Below are 20,164 nucleotides of genomic sequence, written 5' to 3' on the forward strand. Positions count from 1 at the left end.
TCAATGTTCGGTCAGATCATCGGTTTTCGGCCCCGTGCAGAACGAGGGCCGGGACGGGGGAGAACCCCCGCCCCGGCCCCGGCGTCCACGCCGGCTCAGAGGAGCTCGACCACCTCCGAGTAGTGGCAGGCGTCGCGGTGGCCCGAACCGCGCTCCAGCAGTCCCGGCACCTCCTGCACGCACTTCTCGCGCTCGGGCTCCGAGAGGTCCCGCGCGAACTTCGGGCACCGGGTCCGGAAGCGGCACCCGGACGGCGGGTCGGCCGGGCTCGGCACGTCACCGGTGACCACGATCCGCTCGCGCGTACGCTCCTTGACCGGGTCCGGCAACGGGATCGCCGAGATGAGCGCCTGCGTGTACGGGTGCGCGGGCGCCTCGAAGAGCTGATCGGTCGTGGCCGTCTCCACGATCTTGCCGAGGTACATCACCGCGACCCGGTCGGCGATGTGTTTGACCACCGACAGGTCGTGCGAGACGAACAGGTACGACAGCCCCAGTTCCTCCTGGAGGTCCTCCAGCAGGTTGATCACACCCGCCTGGATCGACACGTCCAGGGCCGAGACCGGTTCGTCCAGCACCAGCACCTTCGGGTTGAGCGAGAGCGCACGGGCCACACCGATGCGTTGGCGCTGCCCGCCGGAGAACTCGTGCGGATACCGGGAACCGTGCTCGGGGTTGAGCCCGACCAGTTCCAGAAGCTCCTTCACCCGCTTCTTCGCGCCCCCGTTGCGGGTGCGGTGGATCAGCATCGGCTCGGCGATGATGTCGGCCACCGTCATCCGCGGGTCCAGGGAGGCGAACGGGTCCTGGAAGACGATCTGCAGGTCGCGGCGCAAGGGCCGCATCTGCTTGTCGGACAGCCCTTGCAGCGGTTTGCCCATGTAACTGACCCCGCCCGAGGTCAACCGCACGAGGTTGAGCAGCAGGCGCGCGGTCGTGGACTTGCCGCACCCGGACTCGCCCACCAGCGCGAGGGTCTCGCGCTCGCGCAGTTCCAGGGAGACCCCGGAGACCGCCTGGACGTCGCCGACCTTGCGCTTCAACAGGCCCTTGGACCGGATCGGGAAGTTCTTGACCAGGTCCTCGGCCTTCAACAGCACCTCGGGCTCGCCCACGGGCCCGCGCTCGGCCCGCTCAGAGCCCGCGGCCTCGGCAGCCGGGGCATCGGCCCCGGACGGCGCAGCCACCGGCCCCGCGTTCCCGGTGCCCGCGTCCGCGTCCGCGTCCCGGAACAGGTTCTCGGGCCGGATCCCTTCACTCAGCTCGTCACTGAAGTGGCAGGCCGCGACGTGGGCGATGGCGTCCCCCGGCTGAGGGGGGACCCGGTCGCCGTTGTCGAGGGTGCGCAGCAGCCCCGGTTCCTCCGTGTGGCAGAGGTCCCGGGCCATGGGGCAGCGGGGCGCGAACGCGCACCCTTGCGGCATGGCCATGAGGGAGGGCGGGGCACCCCGGATGGGGCTGAGACGCTCGGCGCGGTCCTCGTCCAGTCGGGGCAGCGAGCCCAGCAGGCCGAGGGCGTAGGGCATCCGCGGCCGGTAGAAGACCTCCTCCACCGGCCCGGACTCCACGATGCGCCCGCCGTACATGACGGCGACCCGTTCGACCTGGCCGGCGACCACACCCAGGTCGTGGGTGATGAGCACCAGCGCCGCACCGGTCTCCCTGCGGGCGGACTGCAGGGCCTCGAGCACCTGCGCCTGGACCGTCACGTCCAGGGCGGTGGTGGGCTCGTCGGCGATAATGACGTCCGGGTCGTTGGCCATCGCGATCGCGATCACCACACGCTGGCGCATACCGCCGGAGAGCTCGTGCGGGTACTGCCGCAGCCGCTGGTCGGGCGAGGGGATCCCCACGACCTCCAGCAGTTCCCGCGACCGTTCCCAAGCCTTCTTCTTGCCGACGTCGTTGTGCGCGAGCACCGCCTCGGAGATCTGGAACCCGATCGTGTAGACGGGGTTGAGGGAGGTCAGCGGATCCTGGAAGATCATCGCGACCTTCTTGCCGCGCACCTGGCTGATGGCCTTGTCCGGCAGGCCGAGGATCTCCTCGCCCATGAGCCGGACCGAGCCCTCGACCTGCGCGTTCTTGGGCAGCAGACCCATGATCGCCATCGAGGTGACCGACTTGCCCGAACCCGACTCCCCCACGATGCCCAGGGCCTCGCCCGGGCGCAGTGCGTAGGAGACCTCGCGGACCGCCGGCAGGGAACCGTCGTCGGAGGGGAAGGTGACGTCGAGCGCGTCGACCTCCAGGATCGCGTCGCCGTGGGCGGCCACGTCCGTCTCTGTGTTGCTCATGTTCTCAGTCGTCATCGCCGCACCATCGTCTGTTTCGGATCGAGCGCGTCCCGCAGGCCGTCACCGATGAAGTTGATCGTCAGGCAGATCAGCACCAGCAGCACACCCGGCGGATAGAAGGTCCACGGTCGTGTGGATACCGCCGTGCGGGCCTCGCCGATCATCTGGCCGAGCGAGATGTCGGGCAGCTGGATCCCGAACTGGAGGAAGGACAGGCCCGCCTCCATGAGGATCGCGATCGCCACGAGCAGGGTCGCCGCGACGATGATCGGCCCCGCCGCGTTGGGCAGCAGGTGGCGGATGATGATCCACGGGGCGGACGCACCGGAGGCCTTGGCCGCCTCGATGAATTCCTGTTCCCGCAGGGACAGCACCACACCGCGGACCACACGGGCGATCTGCGCCCATGAGAACAGGGCGATGATGATCGCGATGGTGGACCAGGTGGTGCCGCCCGCGGTGTTGCCCGACAGCGCCGCGACCGCGACCAGCGGCGGGACGATGAGGAACACGTCCACGACCCGCATCATCATCGCGTCGGTCCGGCCGCCGTAGTACCCGGCCGTGGCGCCCCACAGGGAGCCGAACGCGGTGGCGCACAGCGAGACGGTCAGCGCGACCTTGAGGGTCTGCTGGGCGCCCCGCATGAGCTGGCCGAGCACGTCGTGGCCGGCCGAGGAGGTGCCGAGCGGGTGCGCGGAGTCCGGGGGCTGGTTGCTGAGGATGTCGGAGGAGACCCTGTGGTCCCACGTCCAGAAGAAGGGGCCGAGGAAGGCGAAGCCGGCGATGACGAGCAGCACGAACAGGCTGATCATCGCCGGACGGTGCCGGACGAACCGCAGGACGATGGTCTGCAGCTGGGTGCGGTCGGCCGCCGACCGCTGCGCCTTGCTGCCGGCGCGGGCTGTGGTGGTGGGCGTGCCGTTACTCATAGCGGATCCTCGGGTCGAGCACGCCGTACAGCAGGTCGGCGATGAGGTTGGCCAGGATGACCATGACTCCGCTGAGAATCAGCCATCCCATCAGCGCGTAGGAGTCGTTGTTCTCCACGGCGGTGATGAAGAAGTCACCGAGACCCCGCCACTGGAAGACCGTCTCGGTGAGGATCGTGCCGTCGATGATGCCGGCGACACCCAGCGCGAACACGGTCGTCAACGGGATCAGGGCGGTGCGCAGCGCGTGGCGGCGGATCACCACCTTGTTGCGCAGCCCCTTGGCCCGGGCCAGGCGGACGTAGTCGCTGTTGAGGACCTCCAGCATCGACGTGCGCTGGTACCGGCTCCAGGAGGCGAAGCTGGTCAGCATCAGCACCAGGGTCGGCAGGGCCATGTGGGCGAACGCGTTGACGAACTGGGGCCAGGGGCCTTCCCCCTCAGCGCTGTAGCGTCCGTCGCCGATGGTGTTGAAGAGCTGCACGTCGAGGAGTTGGTTGAACTCCACACCGGAGGCCTGCACGATCCCGGCGAGCCAGAAGGTCGGCATCGCCAGGCACAGGAAGCCGACGAAGGTCAGTGTGTAGTCGAGCTTGGAGTACTGGCGCATGGCGCTGACGGCGCCGGCGATGATGGCCAGGCCCAGCGCGAGCATCATCGCGACGCCGACGAGGCGGAGTGTGGTCCACAGCCGCTCGGCGATGGCCGGCCCGATCTCGTACTGCTGCCCCTGGGTGGAGGGCCCGAACTCCCCCTGCAGCAGGCCGATGTTGCCGTCGCCACCGATCCCGGTGACCCAGAGCCAGTAGCGCTCGGGCATCGAGTGGTCCAGGTAGAGGCGTTCGGCCTCCTGCTGGATGACCTCTTCGGAGGGGGCCGGGGTCGCCATCCGCAACTCGGCGAGGGGGTCTCCGGAGACGTCGATCATGACGAACGTGAGGAGGGATGCGAGGACCAGGACGGGTATCGCGCCCACGAGCCGCCGCATCGTGTAAACGAGCATGGGTGTGATCCTTCGAGGATGACGAGGACCGGCCCGGCCCAGGCGGGGGTGTTCCTGGACCGGGCCGTGTGGAACCTGACGGACCGGTGGTCTACTGGTCGGCCAGGGTCCACTCACCGATGTTGTAGGTGGCGCGGTAGCTGGAGTTCAGGTTGTCGTGCACGTTCTCCAGCCGCTCGTCGGCGAAGAAGTAGTTCGGCTCCGCCATGATCGGCAGGACGTAGGCGTCCGGGACGAGGACCTCCATGGCCTGGTTGGCGTAGTCCGCGGCCTCGTCGATGTCGGAGGCGTTGGTGACGTTCTCGGTGAGCTCGTCGACCTCCTCGTTCTCGTAACCGCCGAAGTTGCTGCCGCTCTCGGAGTGCCAGAACTGTTCGGGGTTCGTAGCGAACCAGGGGGATCCGGACCAGCCGTACTGGACGATGTCGTAGTCGGCCTCGGCGGTCATGGCGCCCAGGTCGTCGGTCATGTCGATGTTGGCGGTGATGCCGATCTCGGCGAGCTGGTTCTGGATCAGCTGGACCGAGGTGTTGCGCACGTCGGAGTCGGTGCTGCGCAGGCTGAACGGGCCGACCTCCTCACCGTCCAGGGTGAGTTGGTCGCCCTCGAGCTCGTACCCGGCCTCCTCGAGGATCTCCTGGGCCTCCTCGATGTCGCCTGTGCCCTGGGGGCTACCCTCGTAGTGGTCGACGAAGTATTCGCTGTCGTTGCCGAAGACGTGGTTGTTCTTCAGCTCGTACTCGGGATAGCCGGCGCCGAAGTTGCGGTTGGCGATGTCGTCGCGGTCGATCGCGGTGAAGATCGCTCGGCGCAGTTCGACGTCATCGAAGGCCTCGACCCCCAGGTTGAAGTCGATGTGTTCCCAGACCTCGCCCTCGGCGATGTCGGTGACGGCATTGTCCACACCCTCGATCTGGGTGAAGACGTCCTCGTTGTAGTCGGCCGGGTTGGCACCGTCGATCTCACCGTTGACGAAGGCGTTGTAGAAGGTGCCCTCGTCGTCGTTGAACTGCATCGTGATGCGGTCCAGGCCGGGCTCGTCACCGAACCACTCGGGGTTGGGCTCCTTGATGACCTGGTTGTCCAGGTCGCCCTCCACGATCTGGTAAGGGCCGCCCGACCACTCGGGCATGGTGGCGTGCAACCACTCGTAGTACTCACCGAGCTCGTCGGGGTCGTCGATGTCCCAACCGTTCTCCTCGGCCAGGTGCGCAGGAAGGAAACCGCCGGCGGTGCTGTGGGCGTCGAAGGTCTCTTCCCATTCGGGGTTGGCCAACCCTTCCTTGAGACGGATGGTGGCGGTCTGGCCCTCGGTCTCGATCTCCTCGATCTTGTCGGCGCTCATGCCCCCGCGAGTGTCACAGCCGTTGCAGTGCTCCTCACCGGGGGAGGCCGACATCATCCAGGTGGCACGCAGGTCCTCACCGTTCATCGGGGTGCCGTCGCTCCACACGGCGTCATCGGCGAAGGTGAACTGCCATTCGAACGCGCCCTCGTCGGGGTCGTCGTTGATGAGTTCGGGTTCCTCGGCGAGCACGTCCATGTTGTGTTCGTACTCGCCCTCGGGGCTCCACTGTCCGGTGTAGGGCAGCACCCCGGACAGCATCTGGACGACGTAGACGCTGCCGCCGGCGAGACTGATGGCCTGCCATGCGCCCGGGAGGCTGTTGAGCACCCACGTGGCCTCGTCCGCGCCGCCGTCGTCGCCGCCGTCACCGGCGCAGCCGCCCGCGACCATCGCCACTGATGTCGCGGCCGCAGCCAACGCCAACGTTTTCCTGCGTTTGTGCATTGATGACACCTTTGATCCGGGAAACGAGCCGTGCTCGCGGCGAGGGCACACTCCTGCACACCCCGCCAAACTTAGGCGATTAGTCGCACACAACACCATTCAGCGAAATGTATGTATAGCCCCAATGCCGGATTCGTGACACATCCGCAACCCGTTCGCGCTCATCGGGGCTCCGGCATCGCCCCCAGGCACGACAGAGCAAAGAGAACGGTGTTTGCCCAGGCCAACGGTGCTACGGCCACAGCCGGAACCTGGATTCGGTCACCACAGAGAAATGCATCCAGCCACCCTTGCGTAAACAGTGCTTACCTTTATCCGCATGCATTTCTTCACGGAGAAAATCCGAATGGTGACACAGAGAGAAACGGACACAAGGGGCAAAGCGCACACAAGTTAACTTGAGTCACTTGCACACCGACCCACAGCAGGCCGAGCATGCCGCTGAGAGATCCGACCATTCAATCATCCCATCTATCCCCGAGTCGCCCGAAAATCAGACAAAGGGCATTCAGTACGCAAAAAAACTCACAGAGCATGTCCGCAATCGAGCTGCGAGGATGACCGAAACCAGGTATGTCGGCCGGCTCGAGCCGTTAGGATCGACGCGCAGGACCACCCCGCTGCCACCCCCGCTCAGCGCCCACCGAGAGAGGTTTGCGTCGTGCCCGAGACAGTCCGCATGGCCTGCCCTGTAGGCCGCAAACACGTGGAGCTGTGGTCCGGTTACACCGTGCTCGTACTCGCAGTGCTCACCGTCGCCCTCGACCCGACGCACTGGGCGAGCATCGTCCTCGGACTCCTGCTCGGCCTCCTCGGCGCCGTCCTGATCGTGCACGGCCACCGCATCCAATCGCCCGTCCTGGAGTTCGACGAGGACGAGTTCCGTTACACCCTCGGCCGCTACAGCGTCGGCGTGCCCCTCGAGGACATCGGTTCCTACCACGTGCTCCCCGGGCGTATCCGCTCCCTCGGCCTGTGCGACAACACCGGGCGCCCCATGCGTTTCCCCTCGCTGCGCAACCTGCGCACCGCACGTTCCTACCTGCCGCTGACCGGCATGACCGACCCGGGCCGCGTCGAGATGTTCATGGCCGCCGCCGGAATCCCCCCGCGGAACCGCTCCCTCACCCGGGACTGAAACACCCATATCGGGCTTTTCCTGCCACATTGGCCCATTGCGCCACACACACCACATGCGCATGCTCTACCGGAGTCGTGTGTTCTACCCTCGATGGCGTGAAGGAGTCCAGAATCACCGCCATCGTGACCGTGGCCGGCATGCTCGCCGCCATGTGGGTCTTCGAGCTGATCGACAGCTTCCTGATGTTCGGCCAACTCGACCGTGCCTTCGGCCTGCGTGCCTGGGACCTCGACTCGCCTTGGACCGTGCTCACCTCGCCGTTCATGCACGGCAACCTGGAGCACCTGCTCGGCAACTCGCTGCCGTTCCTGGTCCTGGGATCGCTCGTCGCCTTCAGCGGGCTGGGCCGTTTCCTGCTCACCTCACTCATCATCGCGCTGGTGAGCGGCGTGGGGGTGTGGCTGTTCAGCACCCCCCACAGCCTGACCGTCGGGGCCAGCGGCCTCGTCTTCGGCTACTTCGGCTACACGGTCCTGCGCGGCGTCATCGAACGCAAGACCGTCGACATCGTCATCATGATCTGCGTGATCCTCTTCTACGGGACGATGATCTGGGGTGTGCTGCCCCAGTACCCCGGCGTCTCCTGGCAGGCCCACCTGTTCGGGTTCATCGGCGGCCTGGGGGCGGCCTACGCCCTGCCCCGGCGCGACGCACGGCGCGCACAGATCGACCCCGGCCGGGAGGGCGGCGCCCAAGGGCGCTACTACGGCATCTGAACCGACCTGCCCCTGGCGCGACGGCGCGGGCCGCCTCCCGCCCGGGAAGCGGCCCGCGTCCGCGTGCGGGGCCGGGTCAGAACACCAGCCCTTCGGCGGCCGTGCCCAGGGTGCGCTGCACGAACCCGGGGTTGGCGCCCAACCAGACACGGGCTCCCGCCTGCGGGTCGTCCTCGTATTCCTCGAGGGCGAAGACCGCGAGTTCGGAGAGCTCCTCGTCGCTCATCCGCCAGTTCTCCATCCAGCCGGACAGGACCGGATACTCCTCGGAAAAACCGGAGCGGCCCACCGCGTGCAGGCTCTCGGGCTCACCCATGAGGCCTCGGGGATCCTCGAGGTCCCTCAGGTCGTGCTGGGCGTAGGCCGGGTGCGGACGCCACAGAGTCACCACGATCGGCTCCTGAGCGGCGATCGCGGCTCCCAGCTCGGCCTGCATCCCGGCATCGGAGGAAGTGATCAGATCGAACCGCTCGTCCAGGCCGTAGCCAGGCATGGCCTCTTCCTCGGTCACACGGGTCAGACCGGCGCCCGGATCGATACCGACGATGCGGTTGCCGAGCGCCCCGGCATGGTCGAGCAGGTCCGGGATCTCGTCGACTCCCTCCATGTACCCGGGGACCGTCAACGTCAGGACCGCGTTGTCGTACCAGACAGCGAGCTCCTCCAGGTCGTCCCCGTGGTCGTCCCAGAGCGCTCCGTGGGTGTTGGGGAGCCAGGTGTCCAGGTAGGCGTCCACGTCCCCGTTCTCCAAAGCCTGGAAGGTGGGGGCGGGCTCCATCTCGGTGACGTCGACGTCGTAACCCTTCTCCTCCAGGATCACCTCCCACATGGCGGTGACCGCGATGGCCTCTTCCCAGGCGACCACCGCGAGGTCGATCTCCTCAGGGTCCTCAACGGTCTCCTGGCTCTCGTCGGCGGTGTCCTGGCTGTTGCCGCCACACGCGGTGAGCAGGAGCAGGCCGCTCATACCTGCAGCTGCCAGCCCGATCATGCGTCCATGGCTGAACATGGTGAAGGTCCTTCTCATCGGAGGGTTCGGTGAGGGGGGTTCACTGACACACGTATTGCACAGGCGGGGGGGGGGNAACGAAGCGGGCCACGCCCGGTCGGGATCAGAACTCCAGACCCTCGGCGTCCTCGCCCATGGTGCGCTCCAGGAACTCCTGGTTGTCCTGCAGCCAGACGCGAGCGCCCTCCTGCGGGTCGTCCTCGTGCTCGTCCAGGGTGAGGACCTCGAGCGAGGAGAGCTCGTCGTCGCTCATCTCCCAGTTCTCCATCCAGCCGGTCAGGGCCGGGTATTCCTCGGAGAAACCGTCACGGCCCACGGAGTGAAGGGACTCGGTCTCACCCATGTGGCCCTCGGGGTCCTCGAGGTCCTTCAGGTCGTGCTCGGCGTAGGCCGGGTGCGGACGCCACAGGGTGACCACGATCGGCTCCTCCTCGGAGATCGCCGAGGCCAGCTCGGCCTGCATCGCCGCACCGGAGGAGGTGACCAGCTCGAAGTCCTCGTCCAGGCCGTAGCCCGGCATGGCCTCGTCCTCGGTCTGGGCGGTCAGACCGGCGCCCGGGTCGATACCGACGATGCGGTTGTCGAGCTCGTCGGCGTGATCGGTCAGGTCACCGATCTCGTTGACGTCCTCCATGTACTCGGGGACCGTCAACGTCAGCACCGCGTTGTCGTACCAGACGCCCAGGTCCTCGAGGTTCTCCCCGTAGTCGTTCCAGTACTCCTCGTGGGTCGTGGGAAGCCAGGTGTCGAGGAACAGGTCCACGTCGCCCTGGTCGATGGCCTGGAAAGCGGGGGCGACGTCCACCTCGGTGATGTTGACGTCGTAGCCCTTCTCCTCCAGGATCACCTCCCACATGGCGGTGGTAGCGATGGCTTCCTCCCAGGCGATCAGCGCGATGTTGATCTCCTTGGAGTCCTCCTCGGCGCCATCGTTGTCGCCGGTCAGGTCCTGTCCATCACCGCCACACGCGGTGAGCAGCAGAGCACCGCTCATACCGGCTGCGGCCAGCCCGGTCATTCGCTTACGGCTGTACATGTGGGTTCCTTCCCTCGGGGAATTCTGTGATTGTGCGGGATTGTGGCTTTGTGCGGCCGGGTCAGGCCGCGGACTTCGGTCCGTTCTTGGTGACGGCCACGGTCAGTCGGTCCAGGAAGATCGCCAGGATCACCACGGCGATACCCGCCTCGAAACCCAGGGCCCCGTCGTTGCGGGTGATGCCCTGGTAGACGTCGCTGCCCAGACCGCCGGCGCCGACCATGCCGGCGATGACGACCATGGACAGGCCGAGCATGATGACCTGGTTGACGCCGGCCATGATCGTCGGCAGGGCCAGCGGCAGCTGGATACCGGTGAGGATCTTGCGGCTGGAGGCACCGAAGGCCTCGCCCGCCTCGACCAGCTCCTTGTCGATCTGGCGGATGCCCAGTTCCGTGAGGCGCACACCGGGGGGCATCGCGAAGACGATGGTGGCGACGACGCCGGGGACCGCGCCGATGGAGAAGAAGAAGATCGCGGGGATCAGGTAGACGAACGCCGGCAGGGTCTGCATGAGGTCCAGGACCGGCTTCACGATCTTGCTGGCCGTGTCGTTGTAGGCCGTCAGCACACCGATGGGGATCGCGATGACGACGGCGATGGCGCTGGCCACCAGGACCAGGCCCAGGGTGTCCATCGCGTTGTCCCACTGGCCCACCGAGGCGATCAGGGTCAGCGTCAGGACCGCGAACAGACCCATACGCCAGCCGGCCACCACCAGGGCGAGCAGGCTCAGCAGCAGGATCATCAGCAGCGACATGGGGTCGGTGACGACCATGGGCAGGACGAGCCAGCCCAGGAGGACCGCGGCCAACCAGCCGCCGGAGATCACTGCCGTGCGGATCCGGCTGCTCTTGTGCAGCGCGCCGAGGACCGTCACCGCGACCAGGAAGAGAAGCGAGATACAGAAGTACGCGTCGACGAGCCCGGCGTCGAACAGGTTGACCGCCCACAGGAACAGGAAGGGCGGCATGCCGTTGATGATGGTGTTCCCGAGCTCGATCTGCGCGTGCAGGATGTAGAGCACCGAGACGACGCCGACGATGATCGCCAACGGCAACCGCTTGGCCGTGCGAACCAAGGGTGCGGCGATGAGCAACGCGGCGATGAAGGCCAGCTGGCCGGCGGCCGGCTCCATGAAGAAACCGGACAGTACTTCGACGGCCCATTTCACAAAAGCGCCGATGAGGTCGAAGACGAGGCCGAAGTTGGCCTTGAGCCACGCGTTGCCGGCTTCGAACCAGTCACCGATCGGGATCTCGGGCGGGAAAGCGACCTGACTCATCCCTGGTCCTCCTTCCCGGGTGCGAGGGCGGCAAGGACGGAACCACGGGACACCATGCCCAGGGCCTCGCCCTCCTCGGACACGACACGGAGCTGGTCGGCCGTGCTCATGTCGTCGTACAGTTCTGCGATCGGGGTGGCGGCACCGACCTGGCGCGCGTCGGGGTCGACGGCCATGCCGGCGTCGATGGCCGAAGCGGCGGTCAGCACACGGGTACGGTCCACGTCCTCGATGAAGCGGGTCACGTACTCGTTGGCCGGCTCGTTCAGGATCTCCTCGGCCGTTCCGATCTGGGAGACACGACCGTCCTTCAGCACACAGATCCGGTCGCCGAGGCGCATGGCCTCGTTCAGGTCGTGCGTGATGAAGATGATCGTCTTACCCAGCTGCTTCTGCAGCTCCAGGAGCTGGGTCTGCATGTCCCGGCGGATCAGCGGGTCGAGGGCGCTGAAGGCCTCGTCCATGAGGATGATGTCGGTGTCGGCGGCGAGGGCGCGGGCCAGACCCACGCGCTGTTGCATACCGCCGGACAGCTGGTGCGGGAGCTTGTGCTCCCAGCCTTCCAGGCCGACCATCTCGAGGTTGCGCATCGCCCTGGCCTCGCGCTCCTCCTTGAGGACGCCGCGCAGTTCCAGGCCGTAGGCGGCGTTCTCCAGCACTGTGCGGTGCGGGAGCAGGGCGAAGTGCTGGAAGACCATGCTGATCTTCTCGCCCCGCAGGTTCAACAGGTGCTTCTTGCTCAGGGCGGTGATGTCGACGCCGTCGACCTCCACGGCGCCCGCGGTGGGCTCCAGGAGGCCGTTGAGCATGCGGATCAGGGTTGATTTGCCCGACCCGGACAGGCCCATGACGACGAAGGTCTCGCCGGGTTCGACCTCGAAGGACACGTCGATGACGGCTGCGGTCACGTCGAGGTCTGTGATGGTGTCACGGTGACTGCCGTCGGAGAGTCGCTCGACGGCGGACCTCGACTGCTTTCCGAACACCTTGTACAAGTTGTCTGCGCGTACTGCTGGCACGGTCTCCTCTATGGGGCTGTCCCGACCGCGAGGCACGCACGGAGCCTGGAGGCACTCCCCACGTTCGACCCGCGGATACCGAGGGCAGCAGGCCCACGCAGAGCCCCCTGTGCACGCCAGTCAAGGCGGGGCCCGCTACCCGGTTCACGTCGGATCGTCACCTTACCGAGTTGCGAACGCACAGTTCAGGCGATATGTCACCAGGAAATAACATGTTTAATTTACATAAAAGCCATATACCGACCTACAACCGTGGTTGTGGATCCCACAAGGAGCCCTATTGTGATTTACGCCACTCATGGTTTTACGGTGACATGAGTAACGATCACGCATAGAGGGGACAGGGGCACGGTATGTGTTGACATATGACCGTACCGTAAACCTGAGGAACCGTGAAGGCCCGCTGATCAATCTTCGGGTTCGATACGGGTCCGGATAAAGTTCTGGTGTGCGCGCGAGGGCGTGGGCCCCCGTTGCCCTTGGTAACGAGACCCGTAGACCGCCGATCCGTAGGGGTACTCGGCCGACGACGACAGCTGGAACATGCACAACTGTCCGATCTTCATGCCCGGGTAGAGCTTGATCGGCAGCGTCGCCACGTTCGACAGCTCCAGCGTCACGTGGCCGGAGAAACCGGGGTCGATGAAACCGGCCGTGGAGTGCGTCAGCAGGCCCAGGCGCCCGAGGGAACTCTTGCCCTCCAAACGGCTGGCGATGTCGTCGGGCAACGACACCATCTCGTAGGTCGAAGCCAGCACGAACTCGCCCGGGTGGAGGATGAACGCCTCCTTCCCGTCCGTCTCCACCAACCGCGTCAGGTCCGGCTGTTCGGCCGCCGGGTCGATGTGGGGATACTTGTGGTTCTCGAAGACCCGGAAGAAGCGGTCCAGCCGGACGTCGATGCTGGAGGGTTGGACGAGGCCGGGGTCGAAGGGGTCGAGCTTGACCCGGCCGGAATCGATTTCGGACCTGAGATCACGATCGGAGAGGAGCACGCTCCGAATTTACCGCCTGCGCCGACACCCTGGACGACCTCGGGCGATGACCCGCCTGCCGCACCCGCATCCGGACGGGAGCCCGGCCGCGCGTGGGCGGGCCCGTGCGGCTCGACCGGGTCCCACACGACTCGGCCGGCGAACCGAGTTGCCGTGAGGGCCCGAACGTGGGCTAGAATGGGCTCCGTTGCCGACCGGGGCCACGCTCCCGGCACGACGACGCGGATGTAGTTCAATGGCAGAACTTCAGCTTCCCAAGCTGATAACGCGGGTTCGATCCCCGTCATCCGCTCCAGACACGCAAGAGGCCAGGTCGTTCGAGGTTCTTCGAACACCTGGCCGTTTGTGTTTCCGGGACCGTTCGCCGGACGCCGTGCCACGCACGTGCCACACAGGCGAACGCGAGTGAGCCTCAGGGGCGGTCGTCCATGGGCCTTGGATCATCCAGCCCGTTCGCCCCGTTGCGGTTGAGTTCCTCGGTGACCCTCTCCCCCAGCCGGTCCGCGATCTCGCGTTCACGTTCGTCACGCGCGTGGAGGTAGACCATCGCCGCCCGGGTGCTGGAGTGGCCCATCCGCCGCATCAGCTCACGCACGGACGCTCCGGCTTCGGCTGCGTAGGTGTTGCCGGTGTGCCGGAGGTCGTGGAGGTGGACGTCCTCCAGTCCCACGGTCGAGCAGGCGTCCGCCCAGTACTTCGAGAAGTTGCCGCGTCGGAGCTGATTGCCGCGCACGCCGACGAAGACGAACCCGTTCGGCCCCGGAGCCGCGTACTCGTCCAGGTGCCGGCGTAGGTCCGGGATGATCAGTTCGGGCAGGGATACGGTTCGGTGCCCCGCCTTGGACTTGGGGGCACCCTTGTACAGCCCGCCCACGTCAGAGACGGTTTCCCGTACGCGAACCGTCCGCGCTTCCAGGTCGAGGTGTCGGCGACGCAGACCCGCGAGTTCGCCCCATCGCAGACTGCCGAACGTCGCGAGCAGCACCAGCGCCCGGTAACGGGGTTTGAACGCATCGGCCAGCTCGAAGACCTCGGCCACCGACAGCACCGGGCGTTCCTCGGTGTCTTCCAGTCCCGCACCGTCGATCTGGCAGGGGTTCTCACGGATCAGCCGATCCTTGACAGCGGTGTTCAGCACCGCCCGCATGAGCCGGTAAGCCTTGGGGATTTGAGCGCGGCCGTTCTTCCGCCGAAGGCGGGAGGAGCGCCACCGGCGGATGTCAGCCTCCTTGATCTCGCTGAGGAGCACGTTGCCGAACGTCGGTTCCAGGTGGAGACGCAGCAGGTCCTCATAGGTGCGTCGTGTCTTACGCGTCAGATCCCGGTGTTCGATCCACTCGGCCGCGTACTCACCGAAGGGCACAGCACCGGCTTCGGGATCGAACCAGTCTCCTTGGGCGATCTCGGCCTCTTTGAGCGTGAGCCAGCGCTGCGCGGCCTTCTTGGTCGCGAACGTGGTCGGCGCCGGTCGCATACGTCCGTCCGGACTCCGGTAGCGGACCTGGAAGCGCCCCGAGCTCAGGGACCGGATGTTACCGAACGCCCTCTTCTTCTCGCGAGCCATCAGGCAGCCCTTTCCGTTGCCGAGGGGGCGGGGGTACGTGCGGCATCGAGTTGGGCACGGCGTTTGAGCGCTTCGCCGACGGCCCGGAGTAGGCGGTGTTCTCGGGGCGCCACGTCCGGATCGGTGGGAAGTGCCAGCTCCCAGGCGTAGTCACCGGAGTTGACCGAGGTCAGGACCGGGGGCCGTGTGTTGTGCTCGTCCCCCGGTTCCTCGTTCGCTGGATCGCTATTAACGCCGTTAATCCCGAGAGCTTCCAGAACCCAGGTGAGGCGGTCTGCCTTGTGGTCGGCCAGCGTCTTACCGGACCACTTGCGCGAGACCAAGACGCGACGTCCGGCGTAGCCCAGGTGTTCGCGACGGTGAGCCTTGGATCGGCAGAACCCGGGACGCAGGCCCGGCTTGGGATCCTGGGGTTGGACGCCGTAGCGCAACCAGCTCGAGCACCGAGGCGAGCAGGGTTCGAACCGCAGGGTTTCCATCAGACGGTCCACGTGCTGTTCCTGGCGGGTGGTCTCGACCGTGTGGCAGTCGGCGATGTCCTTGGTCAGGTACTTGGCGAGATAGCGCACACATCGCTGAGCGTCCTCCGAGCCCGCCACGACACCCTTGGCGTCCACCTGCTTGCCGAACCGCACGACATGGTGGGGTTCCGCACCGGGGTCGGCGTCCAACTCGTCCAGCGCTTCATCCCAGGTGGGCAACGCTTCCCCCGTGGCGGGGTCGAGGTAGGTGTCCTTCTCTTCGTCCCAGGCCGGGAGATGGTCGCCCTCGTAGACCACCGTGTCGGCATGCGGCCACCACACCTGGTGGTAGGTCGCGGCGGCGATCTGCCGGAGTTCGGCACGGGGCAGGGTGCCTCGTGTAGCCATGTGCAGGTGCGGAGCCAACCGCCGTTGCGGTTCGACGGAGGCGAAGTACTGCACGTCGAACCCGGCGACCCGGCGCAGGTTCTGCACGAATCGGTCGATGAGCTTGGAGAAATGCAGGGTGTCCCGAGCAGCCTGCCGATAGTCGTAGGTGGACGGATTCACCGGAGTCCCGTCAGAACGCACCCGCCCGTAGGAGTCGAGCGTGAGCGTCAGGAACAGGGAGGGACGGAACACCTTCCCCGAATCCGGATCGGTGAACGCCCGCCCGACCGTCTTCCTCGTCATGGGCCGCTTGGGCAGGTCGGGAACGTCTTGACGCCGCTTGGTCGAGCGCACCCGACGCGAGCCCGAGTCCGGGGAAGCGGAGCGGGTGACCGAGCCGCGCAGCCCGGAGGCGGTGATTTCCTCGTCCAGGTCCGCGATCGCGGCATCCAGAGCAGTGAGCTGTTCGGGATCGCAACCACTGGCGGCGAGCTTCTCCCGTTCAGCGGTGACCACAGCGCGCTGTTCCACCCAGTCCTGTTGCTGCTCTGTCGGAGGGTCGGGTTCCATGACTGGTTCCGAGGCCAGGTGCCAGCCTTCCGCGCACTGAGTGCGCCGTAGCGACCGTTTTCTTTTCGCACAGGACGGACAGCGCGATTCGAGGGTCGAGCCACAGGGGACGTCGATGATCTCCGTTTCGCCCGTGCCCATGGCGGTACGCCGGAGAGAGACCGGCCTGACGCACACCCCGTGGTCAGCGGCGACCTGTTCGGCCACCTCACGCGCGAGGGGTTGGGCGAGCCGCTCGGACCGGGTGCTCTTGCCGGTAGGCGTGGGCATCACGCACCCCCGTTCGCCATGGCCGTGATGTCGTCATCCGAGACGAACGCGGCCCGTACCCGGACCGGAGACGGGGAGGTCTCCAGTCGCACGTATGCCATCCCGGGGAGGGTGGGGTCGATCAGGTGTGCCTCAGCCCCGCGTTCGCGCGCACCTTCACCGAGGACCATGTCGACCTGCGATGCCTCGTCCAGTCGCAGGGCGATCTTGTCCGGGAAGAGGTTGCGCAGGTTCATGACCTCCTTGCGCGGGTCCTGCAACGCCGCGAGCACGCAGAAGCCGACCGAACGTCCCTGGGAGGTCAGAGTGGCGATCGCGTTCTCCGCCCGCTTACGGATGTCCCGGTCGGGGTGGTAGGCGGTCAGGAACGCGACCTCGTCCAGGGCCACGACCACGAACGGGTCATCCTTCGTCGGCGTGTGCGAGCGCTGCTTACCGGCGTAGCGTTCGGATCGTTCCTGCATCCGGGCCACAGCGCGTTCGAGCAGCGCCACCGCGGATTCCCCGTCGTCGGCGTAGCGGGCGAACAGAGAACGTCCGTAGGCCAGTTCCATGCGCTTGGGGTCGATGCCCCACACCTCGGCGGTTCCGTCCGAGATCGCGGGGAGCATCGCACGCACGGCCGACCAGACAACAGAGCCCTTCCCGGCCCCGGTCACTCCGACGATGAGTACGTGCGTGCCGTGCAGGCGCAGTTTCCATGCGGTGCCGTCCTCGCGCTTGCCGACCGGGAGCGCGGCCAGGTCCGAGGTCTGCGGGACCGGCAGGGCACCGAGGGGTTCGGCGAGGGTGTCGTGTCGGGGGAACTCCAAGGTGATGTCACGAGGACCGTTGGTCACCACACGGCAAGAAGGAGCGGCGAAGCCGTGCGCCAACTCGACCACCCGGTGTTCGAAGTCGGTCGGGGAGGTACCGGCGACGAGCGAGACCCGCACGTAGTCAGCCCGGTCGTTGCAGGTGACTCTTCGGATGCGCGGGAGGTAGCGCCGTTCCTGGTAGGACTCGGCCAGTCCGGAGATGACGAGCACGGGTTGCCAGTGCCGGTGGTAGACGCTCAGGTGGCGCCACCAGGCCAGCAGGCGCAAGGTCACGCAGTAACTGAAGGATTCTGGCCAACGCCGCCACCACACGAAGGCCGCCGTCGACAAGCCACCGGCGAAAGTGAGCAGCCCCGGCCAGGACCAGTGCCACCACACCCCAGTGCAGGCCACCGCCGAAGCGACCATGACGGGGAACCGGAACGGAAGCATCACCACCAACCTCACGAGGCGGTAGATCCAAGAGCCGAGCACGACGATGCCGGGTGTCTCCACGATCGGGGTCGTCCAGCGCACCCCGTGGGCCGGGGTCGGCAAGGTCGGCGAGGACTGGGCAGCCCCGACCTTGGGTTGGTTCATCATCAGTACTCACCCCCGTTCCGAAACCCGTTGTCGGCGATCTCCGCCCACAAGAACTCGGAGTCGGCCTTTGCACGCGCAGCGAACCGGGAGGCGCCGGCGTCACCCTCGCGCTCAGCGATGGCGGCGAACACGCGGGACTTGAACTCGAAGAACTCGGCCCGCTGCTGGGATGTCGAGCGGGGCTTGTCGTACTCGGCCAGGAACGCCCGAACCAGCTCGGGGCCGGTCAGGGCGGACAGGTCAGAGGGGTTGTCGGTCATACTGGGGGCACCTCTTCTGAGATTTCGCAGTCGCAGGAGGGTTCACAGGGGCGGCCGAGGTGTTGGAGCACCAGGCCGCCCCGTCCCATGTCGAATCAGTCAGCGTCCTTGGCCGGAGCAGCACGGCGACCACCGGATGCACCGGGAGCCTTCACACCGCGAGCCCGCAAGGAGTGGGCCACGCGAGGGCGGCGCCCGGAGTCGTCGACGTAGGGCATGACCGCCATCTGTTCGAACTCCACCGGCCGGAACGGCAACCCCGGCACCTCGTCCGGCAAGGTGGGGCACACGTCGGCGGCGACCTTGACCTTCACGCTCTTGGCCTTGCCCCGTGCTTCGGGGTCGGCGTCGATCACGTCCACCGCCCACAACGGGAGCCCGGTGTCCTTGTCGAGCTGGGGCCGCTTGGTCTCGAAGTCGTTGATCGCTTCCACCCCGAGCGCGTAAGCGCCGTGGGGGAAGACCGTGCCGAAGGACACCGGCAACGCACCCTTGATAGCCATCTGATCAGCCTTTTCTCATCGTTCATGCAGGTCATAGCTGATGTTCTGGACGAGAACTGCCCGCCGACCGAACATCGATACATGTATAGCATGTATCGAACTTGGCGACCAGCGTTCACCGGGCGCCGTGGTCTGCTGTTGTCGTCTCCGCCTTGCCGAGGCGGGTTCTCGGTACGGTTCCACTCTCGCCCGTGGACACGGGACGGGATCACTACATGGCTGGACGTGTTCGGGACGTCTCGATACTGTGAGCGCGTCCCCACACGTCCAGGCGAGCCCCGAGGTCCATGGCGAACGAGAGGTTGCGAGCAGCGCTGTTGCAGCGTGCTGCCACCCCGGCCGATCTCGCCGGACACATCGGCGTGGACGCCAAGAGCGTGGAGCGCTGGATCACCAAGGAACGCACCCCGTACCGCCGCCACCGGTTCGCGGCCGCCGCGTACCTGGGGGTGGAGGAGAACTACCTGTGGCCGGAAGCCTTGCCACCGGAGCAGCACAAGACGGCTTCACAGAGTGAGATCGTCGAGATCTACCCCCACCGGTGGAGCGTGCCGACCGACCTGTGGAAGCGCCTGTTCACCGAGGCGCAGCGGGAGATCTCGATCCTGGTGTTCAGCGGGTTCTTCCTGGCCGACGACCCGGGCATGCTCAAGCTGCTGGCCGACAAAGCTGAGGCCGGCGTCCGAGTGCGGATCCTGTTGGGCGACCCCGACAGCGAGGCAGTGGCCCAACGCGGACGTGACGAAGGCTTGGACGACCTGTTCGCCGCCAAGATCAAGAACGTGATCGTGCTCTACCAGGGGTTGCGCGAGATCGAGGGCATCGAGTTCCGGTTGCACGGGACGACCTTGTACAACTCGATCTACCAGGCCGATGAACAGATGATCGTCAACACCCACGTGTACGGGGCGATGGCGTCGCAAGCTCCCGTGTTCCACCTGCGCAAGATTCCCGGCGGGGACATGGTGAGCACCTACCTGGAGAGCTACGAGAAGGTCTGGCAACAGGCAAGCCCGCTCGACTGAGGAAAGCGCACGCATGGGCAAGCGGATTGACTACTACGACGACCCCCAGGCCCCGGACGCGAACAGCCTCGTCCCGTCCGTGAACGTGTTCGTGGTCAACGAGCGCGATGAGGTCCTGATGATCCGCCGCACCGACAACGACAACTGGGCAGCGCCCGGGGGCGCTGTGGACCTCGGAGAATCCGTGCCGCAGGCCGCCGTGCGCGAGACCGTGGAAGAGACCGGGGTCACCTGCGAGATCACCGGCATCGTGGGCATCTACAGCGACCCGAAGCACATCATCTACTACACCAGCGACGGCGAGGCCCGCCAGGAGTTCTCGATGGTGTTCACCGCACGTCCCGTCTCGGGTGAGCCCCGCACGAGCAACGAGTCCAAAGAGGTCGTGTGGGTCCCCAAGGCGGAGCTGTCCGGGTCCGGGTACCGGATGGATCGCTCCATGCGCCGGCGTGTGGACCAGTTCCTCGCTGAAGGCCCGACCCACATCGGCTAACGG

At 66.5% G+C, this 20,164-nt stretch carries 18 protein-coding genes and 1 tRNA gene; 5 read left to right on the plus strand and 14 right to left on the minus strand.

The annotated features are described in order from the left end of the window. Window positions 1-95: 95 nt before the first annotated feature. From D473_RS0101830 to D473_RS0101845, 4 genes are all read right to left on the minus strand, one after another. Window positions 96-2,297 (minus strand): ABC transporter ATP-binding protein, encoded by a 2,202-nt coding sequence (locus D473_RS0101830; protein ID WP_017607389.1) that lies wholly within the window; start codon window positions 2,295-2,297, stop codon window positions 96-98. An 11-nt stretch (window positions 2,298-2,308) separates the two neighbouring features. Then, window positions 2,309-3,229, minus strand: a complete 921-nt coding sequence (locus D473_RS0101835; RefSeq protein ID WP_017607390.1) for an ABC transporter permease — start codon at window positions 3,227-3,229, stop codon at window positions 2,309-2,311. Beyond that, a complete protein-coding gene (locus D473_RS0101840) occupies window positions 3,222-4,232 on the minus strand; it encodes an ABC transporter permease (RefSeq protein ID WP_017607391.1) in 1,011 nt (336 codons plus the stop codon). Before D473_RS0101840 ends, D473_RS0101835 begins: the two co-directional genes overlap by 8 nt. Before the next feature lie 91 nt (window positions 4,233-4,323). After that, on the minus strand, window positions 4,324-6,024 hold the full coding sequence (locus tag D473_RS0101845) for an ABC transporter family substrate-binding protein (protein WP_026126507.1): 1,701 nt from the start codon (window positions 6,022-6,024) through the stop codon (window positions 4,324-4,326). 679 nt (window positions 6,025-6,703) lie between these two features. On the opposite strand from D473_RS0101845, the gene D473_RS0101850 reads away from it, so the two are divergent. Next, window positions 6,704-7,162 carry a hypothetical protein gene (locus D473_RS0101850; protein ID WP_193373240.1) on the plus strand — a complete coding sequence of 153 codons (459 nt, stop codon included), beginning with the start codon at window positions 6,704-6,706 and terminating at the stop codon, window positions 7,160-7,162. Window positions 7,163-7,260: 98 nt separating this feature from the next. Beyond that, on the plus strand, window positions 7,261-7,881 hold the full coding sequence (locus D473_RS0101855) for a rhomboid family intramembrane serine protease (RefSeq protein WP_017607394.1): 621 nt from the start codon (window positions 7,261-7,263) through the stop codon (window positions 7,879-7,881). A 76-nt stretch (window positions 7,882-7,957) separates the two neighbouring features. Here the strand turns inward: D473_RS0101855 and D473_RS0101860 are convergent, their stop codons facing one another. From D473_RS0101860 to dcd, 5 genes are all read right to left on the minus strand, one after another. Continuing rightward, window positions 7,958-8,890 carry a glycine betaine ABC transporter substrate-binding protein gene (locus D473_RS0101860; protein ID WP_026126509.1) on the minus strand — a complete coding sequence of 311 codons (933 nt, stop codon included), beginning with the start codon at window positions 8,888-8,890 and terminating at the stop codon, window positions 7,958-7,960. A 103-nt stretch (window positions 8,891-8,993) separates the two neighbouring features. Next, on the minus strand, window positions 8,994-9,926 hold the full coding sequence (locus D473_RS0101865) for a glycine betaine ABC transporter substrate-binding protein (RefSeq protein WP_026126510.1): 933 nt from the start codon (window positions 9,924-9,926) through the stop codon (window positions 8,994-8,996). Window positions 9,927-9,987: 61 nt separating this feature from the next. Next, window positions 9,988-11,211, minus strand: coding sequence for an ABC transporter permease (locus tag D473_RS0101870; RefSeq protein ID WP_017607397.1), 1,224 nt, complete (start codon window positions 11,209-11,211; stop codon window positions 9,988-9,990). Beyond that, window positions 11,208-12,206, minus strand: coding sequence for a quaternary amine ABC transporter ATP-binding protein (locus tag D473_RS0101875; RefSeq protein WP_017607398.1), 999 nt, complete (start codon window positions 12,204-12,206; stop codon window positions 11,208-11,210). The genes D473_RS0101870 and D473_RS0101875 overlap by 4 nt, the downstream gene beginning before the upstream one ends. Before the next feature lie 431 nt (window positions 12,207-12,637). Continuing rightward, window positions 12,638-13,225 carry a dCTP deaminase gene (gene dcd, locus D473_RS0101880; RefSeq protein ID WP_017607399.1) on the minus strand — a complete coding sequence of 196 codons (588 nt, stop codon included), beginning with the start codon at window positions 13,223-13,225 and terminating at the stop codon, window positions 12,638-12,640. A 221-nt stretch (window positions 13,226-13,446) separates the two neighbouring features. On the opposite strand from dcd, the gene D473_RS0101885 reads away from it, so the two are divergent. Further along, window positions 13,447-13,520: transfer RNA gene (locus tag D473_RS0101885), tRNA-Gly, on the plus strand. 117 nt (window positions 13,521-13,637) lie between these two features. Here D473_RS0101885 and D473_RS0101890 read toward each other — a convergent pair. From D473_RS0101890 to D473_RS0101910, 5 genes are all read right to left on the minus strand, one after another. Continuing rightward, on the minus strand, window positions 13,638-14,789 hold the full coding sequence (locus D473_RS0101890) for a tyrosine-type recombinase/integrase (protein WP_017607400.1): 1,152 nt from the start codon (window positions 14,787-14,789) through the stop codon (window positions 13,638-13,640). Beyond that, on the minus strand, window positions 14,789-16,480 hold the full coding sequence (locus D473_RS0101895; protein WP_026126511.1) for a replication initiator: 1,692 nt from the start codon (window positions 16,478-16,480) through the stop codon (window positions 14,789-14,791). Before D473_RS0101895 ends, D473_RS0101890 begins: the two co-directional genes overlap by 1 nt. Then, on the minus strand, window positions 16,480-17,880 hold the full coding sequence (locus tag D473_RS0101900; protein ID WP_017607402.1) for an FtsK/SpoIIIE domain-containing protein: 1,401 nt from the start codon (window positions 17,878-17,880) through the stop codon (window positions 16,480-16,482). Before D473_RS0101900 ends, D473_RS0101895 begins: the two co-directional genes overlap by 1 nt. Beyond that, on the minus strand, window positions 17,880-18,140 hold the full coding sequence (locus D473_RS0101905) for a hypothetical protein (protein WP_017607403.1): 261 nt from the start codon (window positions 18,138-18,140) through the stop codon (window positions 17,880-17,882). Before D473_RS0101905 ends, D473_RS0101900 begins: the two co-directional genes overlap by 1 nt. A gap of 95 nt (window positions 18,141-18,235) precedes the next feature. Next, the gene (locus D473_RS0101910; protein WP_017607404.1) at window positions 18,236-18,643 is read right to left on the minus strand and encodes a hypothetical protein; all 408 of its coding nucleotides are present in this window, start codon (window positions 18,641-18,643) and stop codon (window positions 18,236-18,238) included. A gap of 287 nt (window positions 18,644-18,930) precedes the next feature. Here D473_RS0101910 and D473_RS0101915 point away from each other — a divergent pair, with 287 nt between their 5' ends. Then, window positions 18,931-19,668, plus strand: a complete 738-nt coding sequence (locus tag D473_RS0101915) for a DUF5919 domain-containing protein (RefSeq protein WP_026126512.1) — start codon at window positions 18,931-18,933, stop codon at window positions 19,666-19,668. A 13-nt stretch (window positions 19,669-19,681) separates the two neighbouring features. Further along, a complete protein-coding gene (locus tag D473_RS0101920; protein ID WP_017607406.1) occupies window positions 19,682-20,161 on the plus strand; it encodes an NUDIX hydrolase in 480 nt (159 codons plus the stop codon). Window positions 20,162-20,164: the final 3 nt, after the last annotated feature.

The organism is Nocardiopsis xinjiangensis YIM 90004 (assembly GCF_000341145.1).
In the GTDB taxonomy this organism is placed as follows: domain Bacteria; phylum Actinomycetota; class Actinomycetes; order Streptosporangiales; family Streptosporangiaceae; genus Nocardiopsis; species Nocardiopsis xinjiangensis.